Raw genomic sequence first — 23,680 nt, forward strand, 5'->3', positions numbered from 1 at the left:
ATAAAAAAGGATGACTTGTAAATATGGAACAGATTAATCTTAATGTAAAATATCTCACCGCTCTATCAGATGCAGAAGCAGAATTATTGAACCAATTTAAAGGTGAATGGATCAATCAAGATGATTCTCTTGCTGTAAATGTACACATACTTTACTCTACATCTAGCGAATTAGAAGATATCTATGAAATTAAAACGATTAGCACTACAGATAATGAGATGACTTTGACACAAGACTTCGATGCAGATTTCGTCATTCATTTGAAGTTGAATGATCTGCACCATCTTAGTTATCAAGTTATGAATTTAAAAGCAATAGGCAGTTCTCAGCCATTTATTCTAGAAAAAGGATAACCCCCTTCCTTTTTCGGTAATCAATAGAAAGTTCTCTCTATCCCTATACAAAAAGCCGGCAGTTGAATGGTGTGTTTATGACCATTCACTGTCGGCTTATTCTATCTCAATGATACTTTAAAATTTTAAGCAATAAAAAAACGCCGTGTCTGAATACACGGCGCTAAACAAAGGGGATGGGAGAAATTTTTCACTTCAAACAAAGGGGTATGTTTGTTATGTGATTAATTTCATGGTCATAATATACCACGCTAAAATCCCCTTTTCAAGACGGTTGAATCATGAAAACGTTTTTGTCACAAACTTGTCATATTGTAAACGATTTCACAATGTTTACGCTTTGATTAATTTTTCAAACTCGTCTAATTTTCTTTCGAAAGTTTGGCACGCTTGCTCAATAGGTTCTGGAGATTTCATATCTACTCCAGCGTTTTTAAGAATTTCGATTGGATAATTTGAGCTGCCTTTTTTCAAGAATTCATTAATAAAGCGTTCGACTGCAGGTTTACCTTCATTCAAGATTTGATAACTTAAACTTTGCGCAGCACTATAACCCGTTGCATATTGATATACATAGTAATTCATGTAGAAGTGCGGAATACGTGACCATTCTTTGCTGATATCTTCATCAGTTTCTACGATATCACCGAAGTACTCACGATTTAATTTCGCATATTCTTCGTTCATACGATTAGCAGTTAAAGGTTCTCCCGCTTCTTCGATTTGGTGAATTCTATGCTCGAATTCTGCAAACATTGTTTGACGGAAGAGTGTTGCACGGAAACGTTCTAATTCTTGGTTCAACAACAGCAGACGACGTTCATCGTCCAAGTTTTTTTCCATATAATCACTTAGTAAAGCTTCGTTTGTAGTTGAAGCTACTTCTGCCACGAAAATTGAATAGTCGCTGTGATTAGATGGTTGATTTTTTCTGCTGAAATAACTGTGCGCAGAGTGTCCGAATTCATGAATGAGTGTAAATAAATCCGAAACAGTATCTGACCAGTTCAATAAGATGAATGGATTAGTTAAATGCGCGCCAGAAGAGTAACCACCTGAACGTTTACCTTTATTTTCATATACATCGACCCAGCGATTGTTCAATCCTTCTTTAACCACTTCTAGATATTCTTCGCCCATCGGTTCTAATGCTTTAAGCATCCATTCTACCGCTTCATCATAAGGCATTTCGAATTGGATATCTTTAACCAGTGGTGTGTATAAATCATACATTTTCATGTCGTCTAATCCTAATACTTCTTTACGTAAAGCAGTATAGCGATGCAATAAAGGAAGATATTTATGAACTGTTTTAACTAAGTTATCATATACTTCTTCTGGAATATGGTTGTTACTCAATGCTTGTTCACGTGCTGTTTTATAATTATGAGTACGTGCATTGAATACGTGTTTTTTCACTTCACCTGTTAACGTAGCTGCTAACGTATTATTATAAGCGCCATAAGCTTTATATAAATTGCGGAATGCTGAACGACGTAGTTCGCGATCATCTGATTCTAGATATTTGATAAATGTACCTTGAGTGAGCGGATGTTTATTTCCATCTTTGTCAACTGCATCTTCAAATTCTAAATCAGCATTGCTGAACATGCCGTAAACATTGCTTGGTGTAGATAATGCATCTTGAGCTTCAGTTAATAATTTCTCTTTATCTGCACTTAAAATATGCGGACGTTGTTCATTGATTAATTTTAAATCAAAAGCATAACGTTCTAAATCTTTATTTTCATTAATAAATACTTGAATTGTATCTTCATCAATTTGCAAAATTTCTGGCACAAGGAAACTCCAGCTTGAACTTAATTTAATTGCTAACTGATGTGCACGTGCTTCGTACCCCGTATATTTATCATTGCCTGTGTCTTGGTCTTGTTTAAGATGTGCATAAACATAGACTTTTTCTAATTCAGTTTCAATTTTATCTTCTAAAGACAATGCTTCATATAATGTTTCTGCACTATCAGCTAAATGACCTTTAAATTTTTCTTCAGCGCCTAAGTAACCCTCTACTTCTTTGAAAGCTTTCTCGAACGCTTCATCACTTTCGAAAATTGTTGTTAAATCCCAAGTATACTCAGGATGTTTCTGTTCTTGTTGTTCTCTTGTCAATTGTTGACTCATAAATAAAAAGCCTCCTCGAACATTTATAAATTGTAATAGCTTAATTTTCTCATTAATCACGCCATTTTGCACGTTATTATAACTATAAGCGCTCTATTTGTTTGAATTGACTGACAATTTGTTGCGTAATCATTTCTGGTGTCGGACCTTCTATATAAAAAGTCCGGAATTTCAAGAGCTTCTGAAAGTTGTGTATGTCAAAATCGCCACGCATTAGTTGTTGATATAGTTGCACTTGCCAGGCAATAGGATGATTACAAATGTATAGTTGCTGAGGGAAAAGATAATTACAATGATGCGCCAGCCACTCTGTATTCTTTCTCATCTGATATAAACTACTTAGCGTCGGTTCTAATACTGAACGTGCTTTACGACAACTTTTCACATAACGATGTATCTGAGTGCTCGTCAGCCTTTTAACCTCATGTGTTATTTCAGATTTACGCTGTTGAAATATAGTCTCTACATCCGCTCTTCGTAGCATTCCTTTGAACCTGCTCCCGCCTATATGTTGAATATTTTCGATTACTTTTAAAGTTTGGCTGCCTGTGTCAAAAGCATATAAATTTCTATCGTAAGGATGAATGAAACTGCTGATCATTTGATTAAAACGCATCTGTGATGTCATTATTTGATTTAAATCAGCAATCCAGATTACCTGAATACCTCGAAGTTGTAATCCTAAACTTCTTTTTTGAATTTCTGTAACAGATATATTGGAAAATTGAATTTCTAACGCAAATTGTTGATTTACCAATAAATCAGGATATTGATAAGCACCTTTAATATAAGGCTCAATTTGCACATCATAACCATGATTTTTTAAGAGATAAGCTAAATAATATTTCACTTGATAATGTAAGAGCGTTTCTGATTTACTGCAATAAGTTGGAGATAGATGATAATGTGCAAAATGCGGCACTTTAGTATTTCCTTTTTTCAAAATAAGTTTCGATTTGCAGTGTGGGCAATAATAAGCAGTATTACCATCTGCGTGATTGGCCATTGTAAGTTGACCACTGTCTGACATTCCGATAAGCATTGAACCACCTCATTATATTAAACGTTCAATGCCAGTCTTTTTCTTTTCAAAAAATAAAAAACCTGCTCCACTTGGAACAGGTTCATCTATCTATATTCAATTAAGCTTCTGTTGTATCAGTAAAGAAACGACGAACTTGAGCTGTTACATTATGACTCATAATAATTTTGCCGTAATCATTCAAGTATACTTCTGATTTATCGCTTGGTTGAGTAAACTCAAGTAATTGACTGTAGAAATCATTAATTACTTCTTCACCTACGTTATCATCGAAGTGAATTGCGTAATAATATTCGTTATTTAACATATATAATAAATCTTCAAAGTCATCAGTTGGTTGATTGCTGTGGTGAGCATAATCGATAACTGACTCTAAATCATCAAATTTTACAATCACTAAACGTCCATTTGTATGACGTGCACGTTTAGAATGATCTGAAGCATGTGCTTTTCTTTGTTGTTGACTACCTTGTGCACTTTCTTCATTTTCATCTTCAAATGTTTGTTCAAGTAATTCATTTAATTGTCGATCGAATTCATTATTCATATTGTCATCAGCCATATTCATCATTTCTTCATTTTTCGATTTAGAAATGACAACTTCCACGCCTTTTTCAAAAGCATGAACTTGAATCCATAGAGGGCCTTCGACTACAAAATCTTCTTCCTCATTGATTTCTTCCATCATAGACCAGAAGAATTCTTCACCGCGTTGACGGTTTGTCCATAAGTCTTCTCTTTTGAAACCTCTTGATTCAATGTCACCATACGTTATGAAAAGTTTAACTGTTGTATCATCTACGCGCTCTATTCTCATATCATCTCACTCCTTACAGTCGATGAATAGCAAAACTAGACTTTAGAACAACTTTCTAGAGTCTAGGTATGGTCTACTTTTTCGACAACCTAGAATAGTACCCATATTGTATTAAAACGGTATGCAAATTACAATCTATTTGTTTATGGTATGAAGAGTGACGTACCGTTGACTTATTATACTAACATATTACCCTAAAATACTCTATAGAAACGACTTGTCTGATAGATCCAACAATAGTGTCTATCAATTTTCTATTTCCGCAAGCATAAAAAGCCACAGCACAACTGTACTGCAGCTCTTTACAGGATAATTCAGTTAGAACTTAAACTTATAAGTCCACCATTCGTTGTGCTTCTTGTAATTGGAACGTACGCACTTTTCTTGGTAAGAAACGACGGATTTCGTCTTCGTTATAACCTACTTGCAAACGTTTTTCATCTAAGATAATTGGTCGACGTAATAGACCTGGGTTATCTTGAATGATTGTATATAATTCTTGCAATGGTAAAGAGTCGATATCGACGTTTAATTTTTGATATGTTTTAGAACGAGTTGAGATAATCTCATCTGTTCCGTCTTCTGTCATTTTTAAGATTTGTTTAATTTCATCAATTGTTAAGTGTTCTGAAAAAATGTTACGCTCCGTATACGGAATGTCATGTTCTTGTAACCATGCTTTCGCTTTACGGCAAGATGTGCAGCTTGGTGATGTGAATAGTGTTACCATACATCTCACTCTCCTATTATCATGAATTAAATTCATTGATTTTAAATGAATTGGTTAAGGAAAAACTTTATAAATTCAAACGCAGTACTCAAATATGTTAAGTTAAGTATACTTATCATTTTCTTTGTCTTCACGTTATAAATTTCTCTTTCTCTTAACGTTATATCTGAATTATACCCATTCAACATTAAAATTAAATGAGAATCCGGAAATTATTTATAGAAAATTTCAAACACATCGACTATTTGATTTTTTAACTCTGATTTGCTTTAGAATTTTCAAAATTTAAACTTTGCAATATGTCAAAAACTGCCTATGTATCTAGTTTAACACACCTTACAAACAAAGAAAATACTGCTATAATGAAATAAATATCTTATTCTACATAGAAAGCGGGCATCAAAAATGGAAACTCTATTTTCAGGAATCCAACCAAGTGGTATTCCAACTTTAGGAAATTACATCGGCGCACTGAAACAGTTCAGTGAAGTCCAAGATGATTATAATTGTTTCTTCTGCATCGTAGACCAACACGCAATTACAGTTCCACAAGACAGACTTAAATTGCGCGAACGTATCCGTCAATTAGCAGCAATTTATTTAGCGTCAGGTATTGATCCAGAAAAATCAACACTCTTCATACAATCTGAAGTCCCTGCTCACGTTCAAGCAGGATGGATGCTGACAACTATCTCGTCTGTTGGCGAATTAGAAAGAATGACACAATTCAAAGATAAGTCTCAAAAGCAAACAGAAGGTATTCCAGCTGGCTTATTGACTTATCCGCCATTAATGGCTGCAGACATTGTACTTTATAATACAAATATTGTTCCTGTCGGCGAAGATCAGAAACAGCATTTAGAATTGACACGTAATTTAGTGGATCGCTTCAATAGTCGTTACAATGACATTTTAATCAAACCAGAAGTACGCATGCCGAAAATCGGCGGACGTGTAATGAGTTTACAGGATCCAACTAAAAAGATGAGCAAGAGTGATGATAATACTAAAAACTATATCTCTTTATTAGATAATCCTAATACAGCAGCTAAGAAAATTAAAAGTGCTGTAACAGATTCAGACGGCATTATTAAATATGATAAAGATAACAAACCAGGTATCAGCAATTTATTAAGTATCTACTCTAGTTTAACTGACGAATCTATTGCAGATATAGAAGCACGTTATGAAGGCGAAGGGTATGGTAAGTTTAAAGGAGACTTGGCAGAAGTAGTTAATCAATTCTTGACTGATTTCCAAGAACGTTACGAAAGCTATTACCATTCTGAAAAATTAGATGATATCTTAGACCTTGGTCGTGATAAAGCGATTAAAGCTTCTGCGCGTACTTTAGAAAAAATGGAACGTGCAATGGGATTAGGTCGTAAACGTAAAAAATAATATTGATTTTAAAAGGAATTGCACCTACATCAAAGTGGGTGCAATTTTTTTGTTTGAATTACCTATCAGATTTGTACAACTTTATATTTATCCGTTAAAGAAAGTGTCGTATAATAATATAAATACATCGAAACGGAGTGACTTACTTTGCAATTACATCCTTTTAGAATCCTTTTGTATGTTGCCTTATTTCTATACTTGCTTTTCAATTTATTTGTAAATTATTATGCAGCTTTGAACTATGCACTCTTTATTTTAGCTTTCGTCATATTTGCAGGTATCTTGATTAAAAAATTATATCATGGCGGCCATTTTCACTTTAACAATAAGAAAACTAACAAAACCGCTTCCGAAACTTTATCTTCCATACAAAGCTCTGATGCTTTCTGGATTATTACAAGTCTCATTATCTACGTTGAGACAATGCTGCTTGCAGTAATTCATCATTAATAGCAATAGGAGCGGAACAGAAATAATTTTAACCAAGGTTATTTCTGTCCCGCTCCCTCCTTTGCTTAATTTTATTGATAAATTTTACTGCCTTGCTCCACAAAGTCTTGGGCTTTTTCTTTCATCGCTTCTTGTCTTTCTTTTTCATCAAAATGGTTTTGGCGTAAATCATGCGAAATACGCATTGAACAGAATTTAGGTCCGCACATACTGCAGAAATGCGCAACCTTCGCTGATTCTTTCGGCAATGTTTCATCATGATATTCACGTGCACGTTCAGGGTCTAGAGATAAGTTGAATTGATCTATCCAACGGAATTCAAAGCGCGCTTTACTGATAGCATCATCACGTTCTGTTGCACCAGGCAGACCTTTCGCTAAATCTGCTGCATGGGCAGCGATTTTATAAGTGATTACCCCTTCACGTACATCATCTTTGTTTGGTAAACCCAAATGTTCCTTAGGCGTAACATAGCAAAGCATTGCAGTTCCATGACTAGCAATTTGAGCAGCTCCTATTGCCGAAGTAATATGATCATATGCTGGCGCGATATCTGTTGTAAGTGGTCCTAAAGTATAGAATGGTGCTTCTTTACAATAGAAATCAGCTAAATCTTGGTTTTCTTTAATCTTATGCATTGGAATATGGCCCGGACCTTCAATCATTACTTGTACATCATGCTCCCAAGCAATATCTGTCAATTCTCCTAACGTCTTCAATTCAGCAATTTGGCTTTCATCATTCGCATCATAAATGGAACCTGGACGTAAACCGTCACCTAGAGATACTGCAATATCATAGCGATTTAAAATTTCACAAATATCACCGAAATGCTCATATAAAAAGCTTTCTTCATGATGTGCTAAACACCATTGCGCCATAATAGAGCCCCCGCGTGATACAATACCTGTCAAACGGTCAACTGTTAATGGCACATAGCGTAATAACACACCTGCATGAATTGTGAAGTAATCCACGCCTTGCTCTGCTTGTTCTATTAATGTATCTCTATAAATTTCCCAAGTTAAATCTTCCGCTACTCCATTCACTTTTTCTAAAGCTTGGTAAATTGGAACTGTACCTACTGGAACTGGAGAGTTTCTTAATAAATATTCGCGTGTCGCATGAATATTTTTCCCAGTAGATAAATCCATGATAGTGTCAGCGCCCCAATGTGTCGCCCAAACTAACTTTTCAATTTCTGCTTCAATCGATGAAGAAACAGCTGAATTCCCAATATTAGCATTAATTTTCACTTGGAAGTTCTTACCAATAATCATCGGTTCTGACTCTGGATGATTGACATTATTAGGAATAATTGCACGTCCTCTCGCAATTTCATCGCGGACAAATTCTGGTTCTACACCTTCACGCACTGCAATAAATTTCATTTCCTTAGTAATGATGCCTTGCTTAGCATAATGCATTTGAGTAATTCTTTTACCTGCTTGAGCGCGCTTAGGCTGATATAGGAAAGGTGTTTCTACAAATTTACGATGCCCTTCCTTTTTGAAGCCATTATCTATAGACTGCACCTTACATCCTTCGTAACTTTCAACATCGTTGCGTGCTTCAATCCAATCAGAACGCAAATCTGGGATCCCTTTCTGAACATCTACTTCATAACCTTCTTCATGGTACGGGCCTGCAGTGTCATAAACGACAAATGGTTGATTTTCTTCTGTACTGTATTCAGTTACCGTATCACTTAATTCAATTTCTCTGAAGGGAACACGAATATCCGCTTCTGCACCTTGTTTAAAAATTCTGCGACTTGCCGGGAATCCTTTTTTCAATTCAATTTCTTCTTGTTTCATTAAAAATTGCCTCCTCAAAATCAAAGCTAGGAGGCATATCCGCCAAAAAAATGCATGATAAAATAAAAAACGCATTCATTTAATTTATGAATGCGCAGTAAAGAATTTATATTTAGGATTTCATAACAAACACACTAATATATAATGTCTCCATTATTAAATCCACACTTATCTCATCAATTATAAACGCTTCCCTACGCTAGTGCTAACTAGATCAGGTTCAAAGGGTTGATAATTATCTTTCAGCCAAATAGGCACCCCTAGCAATGAATTATTTAATTTACAAATTTATGATAACATTCAATATTTTATTATACAAGTCAATTTTAATTATGAAGTAATCATAATCTGAATCTATCTTAGGAAGTGGCAGGTGCTAATTGTTTTACAGTATTCATTCTTAATTGATGACTTTGCACAGGCATATGCAGCATCCATTCATCTATTAATCCACTACGATTAATATTATCGAGTGTAGCTGTCACCTCTTCTTTAGTCCCACTGATAATACGCATTCTCTTCTCGACTACTTCAAAGCTTGCAGTAGATTCAGCTTTAAATTCTTCTACTTGTTGTTTCGTATTTAACACGATTCTTTCTCCACTATCAAAAAGAAGTTCGTAATGACGTTGTGAAAAACGAAATGGCAACTTTTGCGAACCATCTGCAGTAACGACAGCTGGTATGCTGACAATAAAACGACCTTCAGGGTAAAGTGAATGATAAGCTTCGGCAGCTTCTTCAAGCGCTGATTGGTCAGAATTAATGAAGTATGCGTAAATTATACCTGTTTTCACTTCGGCTGCTTGTAGCGCTGACTTTTTACTAGTACCTAATAAATAGATTGGGACGGGTTGATTATTTTCCTCTCTATGTGCAGTCCGTATACCATGATAAGCTGACGCCTCGTCAAAATCTTGTTGATTCAGATGATTTAAAAGCGAAAACTTTTCAATAAAGGATGGAAGCGGCTTTTGCAATTCTTCTTGTAAAACATCTACAACTTTTGGAAATCCTCCTGGTGCCTTTCCTACACCTAAATCTACACGATGGTCAGAAAGTTCATCTATTATATGAAATTGTTCAATAACTTTCAGTGGATGATAGTGTTGCAACATTACTCCGCCAGAACCTATACGCAGCCGTTTTGTATGATCCAGCAGATACATCGTTAAAATTTCAGGTGAAGTTCCCACTACATCTTTAAGATTATGATGTTCTGATACAAAGTATCTTGTATAACCTAACTCATCAGCGAGTTGTGCAAGTTCTAGCGTATGATTAAGCGCTTCTTTGACTGTTTGTCCTTTAATAATAGGTGTTTGATCCAGTATACTAATCGGCAACATGGACATTCCCTCCATCCATAATCTCTTTTAATGCCATACTATGAACAATTGTATATGAAGTCAATTTGCTCGCTCTAGACATAAAAAGAAACTGGAACAAATTAATGTCCCAGCTTTTGTCTGCTAAATTAGCAGCAATTATTTAAGTTGAAGTGAACTTCTCCCATTAAAGACCACTTTATTTATCTTTCTTTTTCTTTCCTGTTTCTCTATCGATACTCTTATCAATATACGCATGTTTCAATGTTGTTTCGCCGCCGATTTGATGATATACAATACCTTTCAACTGAGGGTTACGCAAACTTGCTGCCCCTTGTTGATAAATCGGTGCTACTGGTGCTTCACTCAACATATATTCTTCAGCATCTTTTAATTTATTAATACGTTCTTTCGGTTTTTTCAATAATGAACCGTTCGCTTCTTTCAGCATATTATCGTATTTTTTACTGCCCCAGTCAGTATTATTTTGAGCATTACCCGTAGTCATTATATCTAAAAACGTCATAGGGTCTGGATAATCTGGTCCCCAACCTGATAATGACATTGAGTAATTCATAGTTAATTCTGCAGTTACACGTTGTTTAAATGGCAATTGTTTAATATTGACTGTTACCCCTGGCAGATTCTTTTCAATTTGTGATTTGATAAATTGTGCTGATATTTTAGAACCTGGCGTATCTTCTGTGTTCAAAGTGAAAGTAAATTTATTCTTGCCTAATGCCTTCTTCGCTTTATCCAAATGTGCTTTTGCTTCCGTTTTATTAAATTTCAACGGTGATTTTACTAAGTCAGCATAATCTTTGCCATCTGGAAGAATATCAGTCTTTTTAGCTGTGAAACCATCAAATGGTGTAGAACCATCTCCGAGCACACTATCTACATATGCTTTTTTATCAATTGATTGGGCGATGGCATATCGCATATCTTTATTCTTAAATTCAGGTTGCTCTTTTTCATTCATTTTTAAGAAGAAAGTAGAAGCTTTTAATCGTTTGAATAAGGCTGGGCTATCTTTATACTTATCTACTTGTTCAGATGTGATTCCTGTATTGTCTACTGAACCTGTATCATATAAAGAAGCACCTGCTTGTTGGTCTTTCAAGATTTTATAGCTGACTTTGTCTAATTTAACAGCTTTCTTGTCCCAATATTTCGGATTCTTTTTCATTAAAATTTTGTCTTCAACTTTCCAATCTGTAAGTTCGAATGGACCATTATATACGGCTTTATCTGCTGAAGTTCCGTATTGTTTACCATATTTTTTGGCAACTTTTTCGTTTTGCGGCATATATGTACCGAATGCTAGCATTTGATCGAAATATGGTAACGGTTTATTCAACTTGATTTGGATAGTATATTTATCCAGTGCTTTAGCACCTAATTTATTAACAGGCATTTTGCCTTCGTTAATTTTTTGTGCATTTTTTACATCATACATAATGTATGCATACTCAGAAGCCGTTTTAGGATCTACAGCTTTACGCCAAGCATAAATGAAGTCATTTGCTGTAACTGGATCTCCATTTGACCATTTGGCATTTTTTCTCATTTTAATTGTCAAAGTTTTTCCGCCGTCACTTCTCTTCGGCATTCCTTTAGCAATGGCTGGAATAGCTTGGTCCTTTTTATCTAAAGAGTAAAGTCCTTCAAAGACTTGATTGTATACATTGAACGAAACTGTATCTGTAGCAAGTACACTATCTAAAGTACTCATATCTTGCGCTAATACCGAACGATAAACTTGTCCTTTCCCATCATAAATACCGCCGCCTTGGCTGCACCCGCTTAAAACTAACGCTGCAATCCCAAGCATTAAGGCAAACGAAATAAATTTTTTCTTCATAATGCTTCTCCCCCTTTACACCGTTTGTTCTAATCTTTGTTTCAATTCTTCCGCTTCTTGATCCGTCACAAAAACATAATGATCTGGTTTGATTTCTTGCAGAGAGCGATTCGGATTTTCTTCTGCATTTTCTTTATAAGTAATACGTGTTCTTGTACGCTCACTTTCTGGATCAGGCTGTGGTACTGCTGATAACAAAGATTGTGTATAAGGATGTAAAGGATGATTATAAATTTCATCCGCTGAACCAATTTCTACAATTTTACCGAAATGCATTACAGCAATACGGTCGGAAATATATTTCACCATCGATAAGTCATGTGCAATGAACAGGAATGTAATATTTTTTTCTCGTTGCAGTTTCAACAATAAGTTGACTACTTGCGCTTGGATAGAGACATCCAATGCTGAAATCGGTTCGTCCGCAATGATAAATTCTGGTTCAACTGCCAACGCTCGAGCAATACCGATACGTTGTCTTTGCCCACCTGAGAATTCATGAGGATAACGGTTAGCATGTTCTTTATTCAATCCAACTGTCTCTAATAAATCATACACTCGCTTCTTACGATCTTTGGTATTCTTCGCTAATTTATGAATATCAATACCTTCAGCGATAATATCCATAACTTTCAATCTCGGATTAAGCGAAGCATATGGATCTTGGAAAATCATTTGAATTTTCTTATTGAATTTCAGCATGTCTTTACGATTTTTAATATCTTGAATATTAACCCCTTCGTAATACACTTCTCCGCTTGTTGCATCGTTTAATTTAATCAGTGCTTTTCCTGTTGTAGATTTACCGCAACCGGATTCTCCCACTAAGCCGAATGTTTCCCCTTTATAAATATCAAACGAAATATTTTCAATGGCACGGACTTCGTTGCGTTTTCCAACATTAAAGTATTGCTTAAGATTTTTAACTTGAACTAATACTTCTTTATCTTCAGCTGGTTGGCGTTGTTCTTTTATTTCTGCTTGTTCTTTGTCAATTTTATCTTGCTTTTCTAATGCTCCACTTGTTTCTTTAAAATCTTTATTTTGATTATCCTTCATTGAACGCCACCCTTTCTACACGTTCAGCGTGCTCAAATTTATTCGGCATTGCTCTTTGACGTTTAACCACCAATTCTGGCGGTTGTACTTTAGGAGAACGTTCATCCAACAGCCATGATTTTACAAAATGCGTCGGTGAAACTTGGAACCATGGCGGTGCTTCTTTAAAATCGATACCTAAAGCATATTGGCTTCTGGCTGCAAAGGCATCCCCTTTAGGTGGATGTAATAAGTCAGGTGGTGTACCTGGAATAGCCACTAGTTCTGTTTCAGTACCTGTCTCTAAGTCAGGCATAGAAGATAATAATCCCCACGTATATGGATGTTGCGGGTCGTAGAAGATTTCATCTACATCTCCCGTTTCTACCATTTGACCGCCATACATCACTGCAACTCTGTCTGCAATATTTGCGACGACCCCTAAGTCATGTGTGATAAAGATAATGGCCGTATCGATTTTCTTTTGCAATTCTTTCATTAAATCTAGAATTTGAGCCTGCATTGTTACGTCTAAAGCCGTTGTCGGCTCGTCTGCAATGAGTACTTTAGGTTCGCAAGCTAAAGCAGTTGCGATAACAATACGCTGTCTTTGTCCTCCTGAGAATTGGTGAGGATAAGCTTTAAAACGCTCTTTAGCATTAGGAAGTCCCACCATATCTAAGATTTCCAGCGCTCTCTTCTTAGCTTGCGTTTTATTAAATCCTCGGTGTTTCATCAAAGGTTCCATAACTTGCTTGCCAATTTGCATTGTAGGATTCAAAGAAGTCATCGGGTCTTGGAAAATCATAGAAATATCTTTTCCTCTTAGTTTAATCAGCTCTTTTTCCGGCTTGTTAACTAAGTCTTCTCCTAAAAAGTCGATTCTGCCCTTTTTAATACGTCCGACATCACCTTGGAACAACTTTGTTAATGCTTTTGTAGTCACTGATTTACCAGAACCAGATTCTCCTACAATCGCTAAAGTTTCCCCTTTGTTTAAATAAAAATCTACGCCTCTGACTGCTTGCACTTCTCCTGCGTCGATATCAAAGGAGACATGCAAGTCGTTTACTTCTAATATTCTTTCTGCCATACGAACTGCCTCCCTTATTTACGCATTTTCGGATCGAATGCATCACGCAATCCATCACTGAACAAGTAGAAGAATAAGATTAATAAGCTTAAAATTAATGCCGGAATAAATAATTCATGTGGATGAATTAATAACATGGCGCGTCCATCATTTACTAACGAACCAAGCGATGTTTTTGGTGCAGGCACCCCGATACCGATGAAACTTAAGAAAGCTTCGAAGAAAATCGCACTTGGTACTGTAAACATTGAAGTTACTACAATCGCTCCTAATGTATTCGGCAAAATATGTCTAAAGATTAATTTTGATTTTGAAGCTCCTAATGTTCTAGATGCTAAGACAAATTCCTGTCCTTTTAGTTTCAAGAATTCTCCACGCACCACACGGCTCATTCCAATCCATCCGGTGATGGCCATGGCAAGAATAATTGTCCAAATAGAAGGTTCGAAAATTAAGACGAATAAGATTACAACGATTAAGTTTGGAATAGAAGCAATAATTTCAATAATCCGTTGCATTATGTCATCTATTCGTCCTCCAAAGAAACCGGATATTGCTCCGTACACTACACCGATAAAAATATCTAGTGCTGCTGCTACTACACCGATAAAGAGTGAAACTTGCGCTCCTTGCCAAGTACGAGACCATAAATCGCGTCCTAATTGGTCTGTACCGAACCAGAAGTTTTCTTTTACGCCAGCATCTTTATAGGCATTAGTTCCATCTGCTCCTTGTCCATCAAATGGCAAGAAAGGAACTTTATCCAATACTGGAATTTTAGCTGGTAAATTACGTCGGTTAACGTCTTGTTCTGCATAATCATGGCTGCTCATCAAAGGACCGATTAATGCCATGATAATGATTAAAATCAAGCCGATCATACCGATGACCGCTAATTTATTTCTTCTTAATTGACTCCAAGCATCTTGCCAGAAGTTTTTACTTTCACGTTGGATTTCAGGTTCTCTTTCAATATCTTGTTCTACAAGTAAGAAATCTGGTGCATTTTCTCCATCTGTAGTATGTGTTAATGCTGCATTGGAGTAATCTCCATGCAAGTGTTCTTTATTTTCTGCCATTATTTCTTACCTCCTTGCACTCTAATACGCGGATCGATAATTCCATACAGAATATCTACAATGAAAATCGATACAATAAATAACGTACTGAATAAAAGTGTAGTGGCCATAATGACAGAGAAGTCATTCGTTTGAATGGATCTTACGAATTGATCCCCTAGTCCTGGTACCCCGAAGATGTTCTCGATTGTCAGTGTCCCTGTTAAAATACCTGCTAACATCGGAACGATAATTGTAATAACTGGAATCAAAGCATTTCTCAGTGCATGTCCGAAAAGTACACGCATCATAGAATTCCCTTTCGCTCTTGCTAATAAGATATAATCCGAACTCAGCACTTCAATCATTTCCGCTCGTATGTATCGTGCAACAGTTGCAAGTACGCCCGCTGAAAGTGCTAAAGATGGTAAGACAGCTGTAGAAATTCCTTCCCAACCTGCTACTGGGAACCATCTTAATCTTACTGAAAATACATATTGTAACAATACTGCTAATACGAATGATGGAACTGATACAGCGATAACTGAAATTACTGTAGATGAATAGTCCACCCATGTGTTTTGTTTCGTTGCAGCTGCTACCCCCAAAATCAATCCTAAAATAATACCGATAACCATTGCCGTTAATCCCATTTCCATGGAAGGTCCTAATCTAGGTTGTATTAAATCCCAAACGGGTTGGTTATGATATTGGAAAGATACTCCAAAATCTCCTGTAACTACGTTTTTCAGATAATGTAAGTACTGCACGATGACTGGATCATTTAAACCATATGTTTCGTTTAAAATTTCCTTTTGATCAGCACTTAACTTCGCATCATTAAATGGTGAGCCTGGCATCAATTTCATTAAGAAGAAAGTGATAGTCATAATGATGAACAAAGAAATCAACATGTATCCAAAACGTTTGAGTACATATCTAAGCATTGACAATCCCCCTTATAAGTCCAAAATAAACATTCCCTTCTAATTATTCAGAAATATTTTAATATTATTATATCGATAGTTTGCATTCTAAATCAACACAATTTTTTGAATAATTTAAATCTTACAACAAAAAGTTCCGTAAAACATGTATAATAAACTTAGGATTAACAAGGGATTGGCAACTTATAAATCTTTTTGAATTTCTACGAAAAATTATTTATAGTTATCATTAATAGTTGGAACGGAATATAATTTTACTGATTGGGGATAAAAAATGAATAAATATATACAATGGTTAATTTGGGTGTTATTTGCACCTTTAGTAAGTTTAATAATTTGGGGATTCAAGGCACATACATGGCCGAATTACATAGACATTTTATTTATTGTCAGTATGGTCTTATTTATTGCTGGCTTCGTGGTTATTTTAGTTCAAGATGGTATCTTTGATGCGACCAGCTATGGGTTCAGACGTATTCGCTATCAGATGGCTGGCAAGAAGCATCAAAAAGCTTGGAAAGATGATGAATTTGTGAATCCTAAACAAGCAAAGAAAGATTTCTATTTAGTAGAAGCATGGGCAAAGAGAATAACGATTATAAATGCACTTTTCATCCTTTTATGTTTATGTGCAATATTAACCTTTTAGAAAAAACGGCAACGTCACGTCGCCGTTTTTTAACTTTTTATTTATAGTTTTCGGGTACTTTCGACGTTTTAAACAACACCAAATACATTAAGAAAAATCCGATTAAAACTATCAAACCGGTATAAATAGACATCATCCATGGTGTTAGAAATGCTCCAATCACCAAACCTAATTGTGCGAGTATTTTTGAAGTTGTAAAACCTAATGAACTAATTGAACTATACACACCTCTCGCATCTTCAGGGGTCAATGCAAACCTTTCAGCATTATAAATCGGTGAATAGATAATTTCTCCAATAGTTGCAATGAATGCTAATACTAAAATGAGTAAGAATGTATTAACAGAAGTTATCATGGCGTAACCGAAAGTATAACAAATAATTCCGATTAGAAATATCACTTTCTTCGAATAACTTTCTACTAAACGATTGATATAAAATGTTAAGAATACCACAGTGACTGTATTAACAATCATAATTATAGTGAAAATACGTACGCCATCAATTTCAATTCCTAAAAACGAAAGAGGTTCAAATGTCTTTTGCAGACGAACAACGACATAAGTATCTAAGCTTGCTTCAGCCATGAAGACCAAACTAAATGCTAGAACCAAAATGATATAAGATTTATCTTTAAAGGCTTGAACATACCCGTGCACAAACTTTTTCACCACAGAGTCTAAAGAATCGTGATTCGCAAATTTCTGATGCACATCATAGATGAATACAAAGACATACCAACTGATCAAGTTCGCAACGAGGAAAAGTCCAAATAGTAAATGACGATGCTCAGCATATAACGCTGCACCGATTAACATACCGATTGCAGTCGCAATGTTATTCATCCAATAGAAAAAACGATATATAAACTCGCGCTTTGCTGGATGAATGGCATCCATAACTGCTGCCTCTAGAATAGGCATTTCGAAAGAATTGGTAATAGTAAAGATGAAGAAGGTAGTGCAAAATAAGATTAAACCGATGTCATGCATATTCACTGTAATTATCAGTACAACTAAACAAAATGTATAAATACCGTGAACAAAACTGATTACTCTTTTGCGCTCAAAGTGATCAGAGACATAACCTCCAATAAACGATACAAAAAAACCGACGATTACGGTCGTCATTAAAAAAATACCAGCAAAAACTGCATTAACCATAGTAGTCAGGTAAAGCGCCATGAAAGGTAAAATTGCAGTGCTAGAAAGGGTTAACAAAAAATCGCAAAGCATTCTAGCTTTTAAGGTTTTTGAAAGTTGATTGAATTGGCGCATGCATTTTACCCTCCCCTGGTAATTTGTTTATAAGGTTTATTTTGATACATTGCAGAAACAACTTTTAAAACAGTTAACATCATTATAAACAATTATCCCTAAAATAAAAAAAGCATTTGAAACGATTCGATTTATCGCTTCAAATGCTTTTCAATAATTTAATAATACGTTTAGTCTGCAAATTTTTTCAATACAAGGACAGCGTTGTGTCCGCCAAATCCAAGACTGTTACTCATTGCATAAGTAATATCTAAATCTTGGGCTTCATTCGGTACAAAATCCAAATCGCATTCCGGATCTGGAGTTACCGCATGAATTGTCGGTGCAACTTTACTGTCGCGAATTGAAAGTGCTGAGAAGATAGCTTCCAAACCACCTGTAGCCCCTAATAAATGACCTGTCATAGATTTAGTTGAGCTGACTTTCAAGTTGTTTGCAGCCTCACCGAAAGTATTTTTGATTGCCAATACTTCATTTAAGTCACCCACTGGTGTACTTGTACCGTGAGCATTTAAGTATTGGATATCTTCAGGTTGAATACCTGCATCATCCATAGCTGCTTGCATTGCGCGAGAACCGCCTTCGCCTTCAGGAGCTGGAGCAGTAATATGGTAAGCATCACCTGTTGAACCATAGCCTACGATTTCGGCATAAATTTCTGCGTCGCGTGCTTGAGCAGATTCTAATGATTCAATCACTAATACACCTGCACCTTCACCCATAACGAAGCCGTCGCGGCCTTCTTGGAATGGTCGGCAAGCTGTTTCTTTGTCATCATTTGTAGACAAAGCACGGCTAGCACTGAAACCTGCAATTGCCATATGTGTAATAGGTGCTTCACTGCCGCCTGTAATCATAGCATCTGCATCACCGCGTTGAATGATTTTAAATGCTTCACCAATTGAATTGGTACCTGTTGCACAAGCAGTTACAGTTGAACCGTTAGGTCCTTTAGCTCCTAAATCAATTGATACTTGGCCTGTCGCCATATCCGGAATCAACATTGGTACAAAGAATGGGCTGACACGGCGAGGACCACGGTTAAGTAATTGGCTATGTGCAACCTCAAATGTTTCCATTCCACCGATACCTGAACCAATCCATACACCGATTCTATCAGCATTAGTAGCATTAATATCTAATTGCGCATCCTTTACCGCTTCTCTTGCAGCAACTACTGCATATTGAGTGAAGCGATCCATGCGGCGTGCTTCTTTTTTCTCAATATAATCTTCAATATTAAAGTCTTTTAGTTCTCCGCCTAGGTGTACATTATAATCAGAAGTATCGATGCGTGTAATTTCATCAATACCGTTCACACCTTTCAAGGCATTTTCCCATGAAGTTTTTGCATCATTACCTAGTGGAGATAATGCGCCTAGTCCTGTAATTACAACGCGTTGCTCTTTGCTCATACTTTATCCTCCTATTTTCCCCATCTTAGTGTAATTGCGCCCCAAGTCAGGCCGCCGCCGAATCCAACAAGAACTAAGACATCATCATCTTTAATTCTGCCGTTTTCAAGTTCTTGGCCGATACTTAACGGAATAGAAGCCGCTGAAGTATTGCCGTATTTATTAACTGATACGCTCATTTTTTCTTTAGGGATTCCTAAACGTTCTCGAGCTGATTCCATAATTCTGATATTTGCTTGATGTGGAACAAACATATCTACGTCATCTGCAGTCATACCTGCTTTATCAACTACATTACGTGAAGCTTCTCCCATAATACGTACTGCAAATTTAAAGACTTCTCGCCCATTCATAAAGATTTTACCATTTTCCGGATTAAGATATAAATATTTACCGCCACTGCCGTCAGAGCCCATTTCGTAGCTGATAATTCCGCGTCCTTCTGATACTTCACCTATTACAGCAGCACCTGCGCCGTCTCCGAAAAGAATAGCTGTAGAGCGGTCTGTCATATCTGTGATTTTAGATAATTTATCTACTCCGACTACTAATATATTTTGATAATCGCCTGATAATACATATTGTTTAGCAGTAATTAATGAATACATAAAGCCTGAACAAGCTGCAAGTTGATCCATTGTTGCAACTTTACCTAATCCAAGTCGCTCTTGAAGCATATTAGCTACAGTTGGGAATGGAAAATCTCCTGTTGAAGTTGCTACGATAACCATATCTATATCTTCAGGTTGAATACCTGCATCTTTAATTGCTTTAACGCTAGCTTCATATGCAAGATCTGATGTTTCTTGATCTTCTCCTGCCCATCTGCGTTCTTTAATTCCTGTCATTTTAGAAATCCATTCATCTGATGTTTCTAAAAAACTTTCAAAATAGGCATTGTCAACTACCTTTTCCGGAACATAAGTTCCGAAGCCTTTAATACCCACGTCCATGGTTTTACACCTTCTTAAAAAAATTTTTAATACCAGGTATTAATTTATCATATTCCACTTTTTAAATACAAGTGCTTTAACTATCATATCTTATGGAATTACTTCTACTATTATAATATTTGAGGCCTGGTATCACAATTATTCTGATATGGAGATTAAAATTAAATCTAGAGAAAATACTTGATTTTACTATCATCACTATACAAAGTTCATGTTGTAATCTATAATTAAACTAAAGATAATTCTATGGAGGCACTACAGATGAGATACATTATGGTACTATTCTGGTCAGTATTGCTGCTTGAAATGGTAAACTTTGTATTAAACAGTTTAGCAGGCGGCGGTAAATTGAATTTTATTATCCCACTCGTATTTGCAGTTATCTTCACAATTGTAGTTGCAATTTTAGATGCGCTCATGAAGCCAGTTAAAGATTCAACTTCTGTTAAAGATAGCAAACAGTAATATATTTATTAAAAAAGGCTGGAATCTCTTAATTTCAAGAGATTCCAGCCTTTTTGTTCTTCATTAATTTAATTGGGCTTCTTCTACTTTGAAGTTTAATTCATTATCACCTAAATCAACTTTGACAGTTGTACCTTCTGGCAATGATTCTTTAATCATCATACGTGCTAATGGTGTTTCAATTTGACTTTGTACAAAACGTTTTAAAGGTCTTGCACCAAATTGAGGTTCATAAGCTTCTTCGCCCAACCATTTTTTCGCTGCATCTGATACTTCAATAGAAATACGTTGATCAAGTAAGCGAATATTAAGTTCTGTAAGGATTTTTTCTACAATCATACTCATGTCATTAACGGATAATGGACGGAAGAGTACAATGTCATCCATACGGTTGAGAATTTCAGGTTTGAAGTATTGATTTAAGCTAGTCATGACTGCCGATTCAGTAGTTTCAGAGATGATACCTGTTTCTTTTACTTGTTCAAGTAAAATTTGAGAGCCAATATTACTTGTCATAATAATAATCGTATTTTTGAAATCCACATTGCGTCCTTTAGAATCAGTCAAATGTCCTTCATCTAAGATTTGCAGTAAGACATTGAACACATCTGAATGTGCTTTTTCAACTTCATCTAACAAGATAACAGAATAAGGGTTACGACGTACCGCTTCTGTTAATTGTCCCCCTTCATCATGACCTACATAGCCTGGAGGTGCTCCAATCAATCTTGAAACGGAATGTTTTTCCATATATTCACTCATATCAATACGTATCATGTGTTTTTCTGAATCAAATAAAGAAGAAGCTAAAGCTTTAGCCAATTCTGTTTTACCTACACCAGTAGGACCTAAGAATAAGAAACTGCCGATTGGACGATTAGGGTCTTTAATACCCGCTCTAGCTCTGATAACCGCATCTGCGACTAAATCCACCGCTCTGTCTTGTCCTACCACACGTTCATGCAGGATATCATTCAAGTGCAATAATTTGTCACGTTCGCTTTCGACTAATTTAGTAACTGGAATACCTGTCCATTGACTGACAATATCTCCAATCTCTTCATCAGTAACGATTTCGCGGATAATTCTTTCGTGATCTTCGCTTTGTTCATCTTGGAAGGCATCTTCTAAATCACGTAATTCTTTTTCTAATTTCGGAATTTTACCATGTTGTAATTCTGCTGCTTTTTCCAAATCATAATTATTTTCTGCATCTTCTAATGCTTTACGACTTTCATCTAATTCAGCGCGTTTTTCTTGTAATTTCGCAATTTTTTCTTTTTCTTGTTCCACACGAGATTGAAGAGAAGATTGTTTTTCTTTTTCATTAGAAAGTTCTTCTTGCAATTCTTTCAGACGTTGTTGGCTGACACTGTCTGATTCATGTTTCAAAGCATTTTCTTCAATTTCCAACTGCATTACTCGACGATTGACTTGATCGAGTTCTGTCGGGTTAGAACCCATTTCAGTACGAATAGTTGCACAAGCTTGGTCTACTAAATCAATCGCTTTATCTGGTAAGAAACGGTCCGTAATGTAACGATCTGATAATTCTGCTGCAGCCACTAACGCACGGTCTTGAATTCTGACACCATGATAAACTTCATAACGCTCTTTTAATCCACGTAAAATTGAAATCGTATCTTCTACATCCGGTTCAGAAACGCCTACTTTTTGGAAACGACGTTCTAAAGCAGAATCTTTTTCAATATATTCACGATATTCATTTAATGTAGTGGCGCCGATACAATGCAATTCACCACGTGCAAGCATTGGTTTCAACATATTGCCGGCATCCATAGCGCCGTCTGTTTTACCTGCTCCGACCAACATATGCAATTCATCGATAAACAAGATAATTCTGCCATCTGAATCTTTAATTTCTTTCAATACTGCTTTTAAGCGCTCTTCAAATTCACCACGGTATTTCGCGCCGGCTACTAAAGCACTCAAGTCTAATTCGAAAATTGTTTTATCTAATAAAGACTCAGGCACATCTTTTTTCACGATACGTTGTGCCAACCCTTCGACAATAGCTGTTTTACCTACACCAGGTTCCCCTATTAATACAGGGTTATTTTTAGTTTTGCGACTTAAAATCCGGATAGTATTACGAATTTCTTCATCACGTCCAATAACCGGATCCATATTACCTTGACGGACTTCTTCTACTAAGTCACGTCCATATTTTTCAAGTGCTTCATAGTTAGCTTCAGGATTTTGAGTTGTCACGTGATTTCCTCCTCTGACTTTCTTAATAATTTCTTTGATGACTTCATCTTTATTACCCACAAATTGTTGAGTAGTTTCATTCGTTTCAATTGCCGCAAGCAAAAGATGTTCCATAGAAACAAAATCATCCTCATAGGCTTCCATAATCTTTTCAGCTTTATTAAAGAGGATATTCGTATTATTACCGATAAACTGTCCATATTGGACGTTGTCACCTTTCACTGTGGCATAACGTTTTAATTTACTTTCATAAGCTTCAGAAAGCGCTGCTGTATCTATATTGGCACGCTCTAAGACACTCTTGAACAGACTTTCATCTCCATTTAATGCCGCAAGCAACACCGCTTCCACTTCTACATTCTGCTGTTCATGCTGCTTCGCAATTTCAATAGCTGCTTGCAATGCCTCTTGCACAGCATATGTCATTTTATTTGCATCCAATTCATTTCACCTCTGTCGATTCAGTATACTGAGCCAAGAACCTCTCTTGACTTTGACTTACTTTGACCTTAATAATAGTATAAGCTATTTTAAAGTCTTATTTCAACCTATTACCCTCTCTGAAAAGAAAAATTTTAAAAGTGAAGAAGCTGGAACAAAATGTTGTCCC

Annotated in this window: 20 protein-coding genes and 1 riboswitch; of the genes, 5 read left to right on the forward strand and 15 right to left on the reverse strand. The window is 36.0% G+C overall.

What is annotated here, in order from left to right; all coding sequences use genetic code 11:
* Positions 1-23 precede the first annotated feature (23 nt).
* Positions 24-353 (forward strand): hypothetical protein, encoded by a 330-nt coding sequence (locus CKV71_RS09575; protein WP_095106232.1) that lies wholly within the window; start codon positions 24-26, stop codon positions 351-353.
* A gap of 333 nt (positions 354-686) precedes the next feature.
* Here the strand turns inward: CKV71_RS09575 and pepF are convergent, their stop codons facing one another.
* The 4 genes from pepF to spxA all read right to left on the reverse strand — a co-directional run bounded on the left by pepF (position 687) and on the right by spxA (position 5,084).
* Positions 687-2,495 (reverse strand): oligoendopeptidase F, encoded by a 1,809-nt coding sequence (pepF, locus tag CKV71_RS09580; protein WP_095106235.1) that lies wholly within the window; start codon positions 2,493-2,495, stop codon positions 687-689.
* Between the two features lie 82 nt (positions 2,496-2,577).
* A complete protein-coding gene (locus CKV71_RS09585) occupies positions 2,578-3,537 on the reverse strand; it encodes a competence protein CoiA (protein ID WP_095106237.1) in 960 nt (319 codons plus the stop codon).
* A 100-nt stretch (positions 3,538-3,637) separates the two neighbouring features.
* Positions 3,638-4,354 carry an adaptor protein MecA gene (gene mecA, locus CKV71_RS09590; RefSeq protein ID WP_095106239.1) on the reverse strand — a complete coding sequence of 239 codons (717 nt, stop codon included), beginning with the start codon at positions 4,352-4,354 and terminating at the stop codon, positions 3,638-3,640.
* 331 nt (positions 4,355-4,685) lie between these two features.
* The gene (gene spxA / locus CKV71_RS09595; RefSeq protein ID WP_002481951.1) at positions 4,686-5,084 is read right to left on the reverse strand and encodes a transcriptional regulator SpxA; all 399 of its coding nucleotides are present in this window, start codon (positions 5,082-5,084) and stop codon (positions 4,686-4,688) included.
* A 405-nt stretch (positions 5,085-5,489) separates the two neighbouring features.
* Here spxA and trpS point away from each other — a divergent pair, with 405 nt between their 5' ends.
* Both trpS and CKV71_RS09605 read left to right on the forward strand, forming a co-directional pair.
* Positions 5,490-6,485 carry a tryptophan--tRNA ligase gene (trpS, locus tag CKV71_RS09600; RefSeq protein WP_095106241.1) on the forward strand — a complete coding sequence of 332 codons (996 nt, stop codon included), beginning with the start codon at positions 5,490-5,492 and terminating at the stop codon, positions 6,483-6,485.
* Between the two features lie 198 nt (positions 6,486-6,683).
* Positions 6,684-6,935 carry a hypothetical protein gene (locus tag CKV71_RS09605; RefSeq protein ID WP_157738598.1) on the forward strand — a complete coding sequence of 84 codons (252 nt, stop codon included), beginning with the start codon at positions 6,684-6,686 and terminating at the stop codon, positions 6,933-6,935.
* 71 nt (positions 6,936-7,006) lie between these two features.
* Here CKV71_RS09605 and thiC read toward each other — a convergent pair whose 3' ends face one another.
* From thiC to opp3b, 7 genes are all read right to left on the reverse strand, one after another.
* Positions 7,007-8,752: a phosphomethylpyrimidine synthase ThiC gene (thiC, locus tag CKV71_RS09610; RefSeq protein WP_095106245.1), complete on the reverse strand. Its 1,746-nt coding sequence runs from the start codon at positions 8,750-8,752 to the stop codon at positions 7,007-7,009.
* 174 nt (positions 8,753-8,926) lie between these two features.
* Positions 8,927-9,024, reverse strand: a riboswitch (TPP riboswitch).
* An 87-nt stretch (positions 9,025-9,111) separates the two neighbouring features.
* Positions 9,112-10,101 (reverse strand): MsnO8 family LLM class oxidoreductase, encoded by a 990-nt coding sequence (locus CKV71_RS09615; RefSeq protein WP_095106247.1) that lies wholly within the window; start codon positions 10,099-10,101, stop codon positions 9,112-9,114.
* 178 nt (positions 10,102-10,279) lie between these two features.
* Positions 10,280-11,944, reverse strand: coding sequence for a peptide ABC transporter substrate-binding protein (locus CKV71_RS09620; RefSeq protein ID WP_095106249.1), 1,665 nt, complete (start codon positions 11,942-11,944; stop codon positions 10,280-10,282).
* 15 nt (positions 11,945-11,959) lie between these two features.
* Positions 11,960-13,003 carry an ABC transporter ATP-binding protein gene (locus CKV71_RS09625; RefSeq protein ID WP_231917520.1) on the reverse strand — a complete coding sequence of 348 codons (1,044 nt, stop codon included), beginning with the start codon at positions 13,001-13,003 and terminating at the stop codon, positions 11,960-11,962.
* Complete coding sequence (locus CKV71_RS09630; RefSeq protein ID WP_095106251.1) at positions 12,993-14,075, reverse strand: ABC transporter ATP-binding protein; 1,083 nt, start codon at positions 14,073-14,075, stop codon at positions 12,993-12,995. Before CKV71_RS09630 ends, CKV71_RS09625 begins: the two co-directional genes overlap by 11 nt.
* A gap of 14 nt (positions 14,076-14,089) precedes the next feature.
* Positions 14,090-15,154, reverse strand: coding sequence for an oligopeptide ABC transporter permease (opp3C, locus tag CKV71_RS09635; RefSeq protein WP_095106253.1), 1,065 nt, complete (start codon positions 15,152-15,154; stop codon positions 14,090-14,092).
* Positions 15,154-16,080, reverse strand: coding sequence for an oligopeptide ABC transporter permease (gene opp3b / locus CKV71_RS09640; protein ID WP_095106255.1), 927 nt, complete (start codon positions 16,078-16,080; stop codon positions 15,154-15,156). Before opp3b ends, opp3C begins: the two co-directional genes overlap by 1 nt.
* Before the next feature lie 274 nt (positions 16,081-16,354).
* Between opp3b and CKV71_RS09645 the strand changes: the two genes are divergently transcribed.
* The gene (locus tag CKV71_RS09645; protein ID WP_095106256.1) at positions 16,355-16,729 is read left to right on the forward strand and encodes a DUF3899 domain-containing protein; all 375 of its coding nucleotides are present in this window, start codon (positions 16,355-16,357) and stop codon (positions 16,727-16,729) included.
* 37 nt (positions 16,730-16,766) lie between these two features.
* On the opposite strand, the gene CKV71_RS09650 is transcribed toward CKV71_RS09645, so the two are convergent.
* The 3 genes from CKV71_RS09650 to CKV71_RS09660 all read right to left on the reverse strand — a co-directional run bounded on the left by CKV71_RS09650 (position 16,767) and on the right by CKV71_RS09660 (position 20,373).
* Positions 16,767-18,005, reverse strand: coding sequence for an MFS transporter (locus tag CKV71_RS09650; RefSeq protein ID WP_095106258.1), 1,239 nt, complete (start codon positions 18,003-18,005; stop codon positions 16,767-16,769).
* A 170-nt stretch (positions 18,006-18,175) separates the two neighbouring features.
* Positions 18,176-19,420, reverse strand: a complete 1,245-nt coding sequence (gene fabF / locus CKV71_RS09655; protein WP_095106260.1) for a beta-ketoacyl-ACP synthase II — start codon at positions 19,418-19,420, stop codon at positions 18,176-18,178.
* An 11-nt stretch (positions 19,421-19,431) separates the two neighbouring features.
* Positions 19,432-20,373 carry a beta-ketoacyl-ACP synthase III gene (locus CKV71_RS09660; protein ID WP_095106262.1) on the reverse strand — a complete coding sequence of 314 codons (942 nt, stop codon included), beginning with the start codon at positions 20,371-20,373 and terminating at the stop codon, positions 19,432-19,434.
* A 261-nt stretch (positions 20,374-20,634) separates the two neighbouring features.
* Between CKV71_RS09660 and CKV71_RS09665 the strand changes: the two genes are divergently transcribed.
* Complete coding sequence (locus CKV71_RS09665; RefSeq protein WP_095106264.1) at positions 20,635-20,838, forward strand: YjzD family protein; 204 nt, start codon at positions 20,635-20,637, stop codon at positions 20,836-20,838.
* A gap of 63 nt (positions 20,839-20,901) precedes the next feature.
* Here CKV71_RS09665 and clpB read toward each other — a convergent pair whose 3' ends face one another.
* Positions 20,902-23,511 carry an ATP-dependent chaperone ClpB gene (gene clpB / locus CKV71_RS09670; RefSeq protein ID WP_095106266.1) on the reverse strand — a complete coding sequence of 870 codons (2,610 nt, stop codon included), beginning with the start codon at positions 23,509-23,511 and terminating at the stop codon, positions 20,902-20,904.
* Positions 23,512-23,680: the final 169 nt, after the last annotated feature.

This window comes from Staphylococcus piscifermentans (assembly GCF_900186985.1).
GTDB classification, from domain to species: domain Bacteria; phylum Bacillota; class Bacilli; order Staphylococcales; family Staphylococcaceae; genus Staphylococcus; species Staphylococcus piscifermentans.

Bases quoted from the DNA above. Each gene is read 5' to 3' on its own strand.
- CKV71_RS09575 (WP_095106232.1), top strand. From the start codon at position 24: ATGGAACAGATTAATCTTAATGTAAAATATCTCACCGCTCTATCAGAT.
- pepF (WP_095106235.1), bottom strand. From the start codon at position 2,495: ATGAGTCAACAATTGACAAGAGAACAACAAGAACAGAAACATCCTGAG.
- CKV71_RS09585 (WP_095106237.1), bottom strand. From the start codon at position 3,537: ATGCTTATCGGAATGTCAGACAGTGGTCAACTTACAATGGCCAATCAC.
- mecA (WP_095106239.1), bottom strand. From the start codon at position 4,354: ATGAGAATAGAGCGCGTAGATGATACAACAGTTAAACTTTTCATAACG.
- spxA (WP_002481951.1), bottom strand. From the start codon at position 5,084: ATGGTAACACTATTCACATCACCAAGCTGCACATCTTGCCGTAAAGCG.
- trpS (WP_095106241.1), top strand. From the start codon at position 5,490: ATGGAAACTCTATTTTCAGGAATCCAACCAAGTGGTATTCCAACTTTA.
- thiC (WP_095106245.1), bottom strand. From the start codon at position 8,752: ATGAAACAAGAAGAAATTGAATTGAAAAAAGGATTCCCGGCAAGTCGC.
- CKV71_RS09615 (WP_095106247.1), bottom strand. From the start codon at position 10,101: ATGTTGCCGATTAGTATACTGGATCAAACACCTATTATTAAAGGACAA.
- CKV71_RS09620 (WP_095106249.1), bottom strand. From the start codon at position 11,944: ATGAAGAAAAAATTTATTTCGTTTGCCTTAATGCTTGGGATTGCAGCG.
- CKV71_RS09625 (WP_231917520.1), bottom strand. From the start codon at position 13,003: ATGAAGGATAATCAAAATAAAGATTTTAAAGAAACAAGTGGAGCATTA.
- CKV71_RS09630 (WP_095106251.1), bottom strand. From the start codon at position 14,075: ATGGCAGAAAGAATATTAGAAGTAAACGACTTGCATGTCTCCTTTGAT.
- opp3C (WP_095106253.1), bottom strand. From the start codon at position 15,154: ATGGCAGAAAATAAAGAACACTTGCATGGAGATTACTCCAATGCAGCA.
- opp3b (WP_095106255.1), bottom strand. From the start codon at position 16,080: ATGCTTAGATATGTACTCAAACGTTTTGGATACATGTTGATTTCTTTG.
- CKV71_RS09645 (WP_095106256.1), top strand. From the start codon at position 16,355: ATGAATAAATATATACAATGGTTAATTTGGGTGTTATTTGCACCTTTA.
- CKV71_RS09650 (WP_095106258.1), bottom strand. From the start codon at position 18,005: ATGCGCCAATTCAATCAACTTTCAAAAACCTTAAAAGCTAGAATGCTT.
- fabF (WP_095106260.1), bottom strand. From the start codon at position 19,420: ATGAGCAAAGAGCAACGCGTTGTAATTACAGGACTAGGCGCATTATCT.
- CKV71_RS09660 (WP_095106262.1), bottom strand. From the start codon at position 20,373: ATGGACGTGGGTATTAAAGGCTTCGGAACTTATGTTCCGGAAAAGGTA.
- CKV71_RS09665 (WP_095106264.1), top strand. From the start codon at position 20,635: ATGAGATACATTATGGTACTATTCTGGTCAGTATTGCTGCTTGAAATG.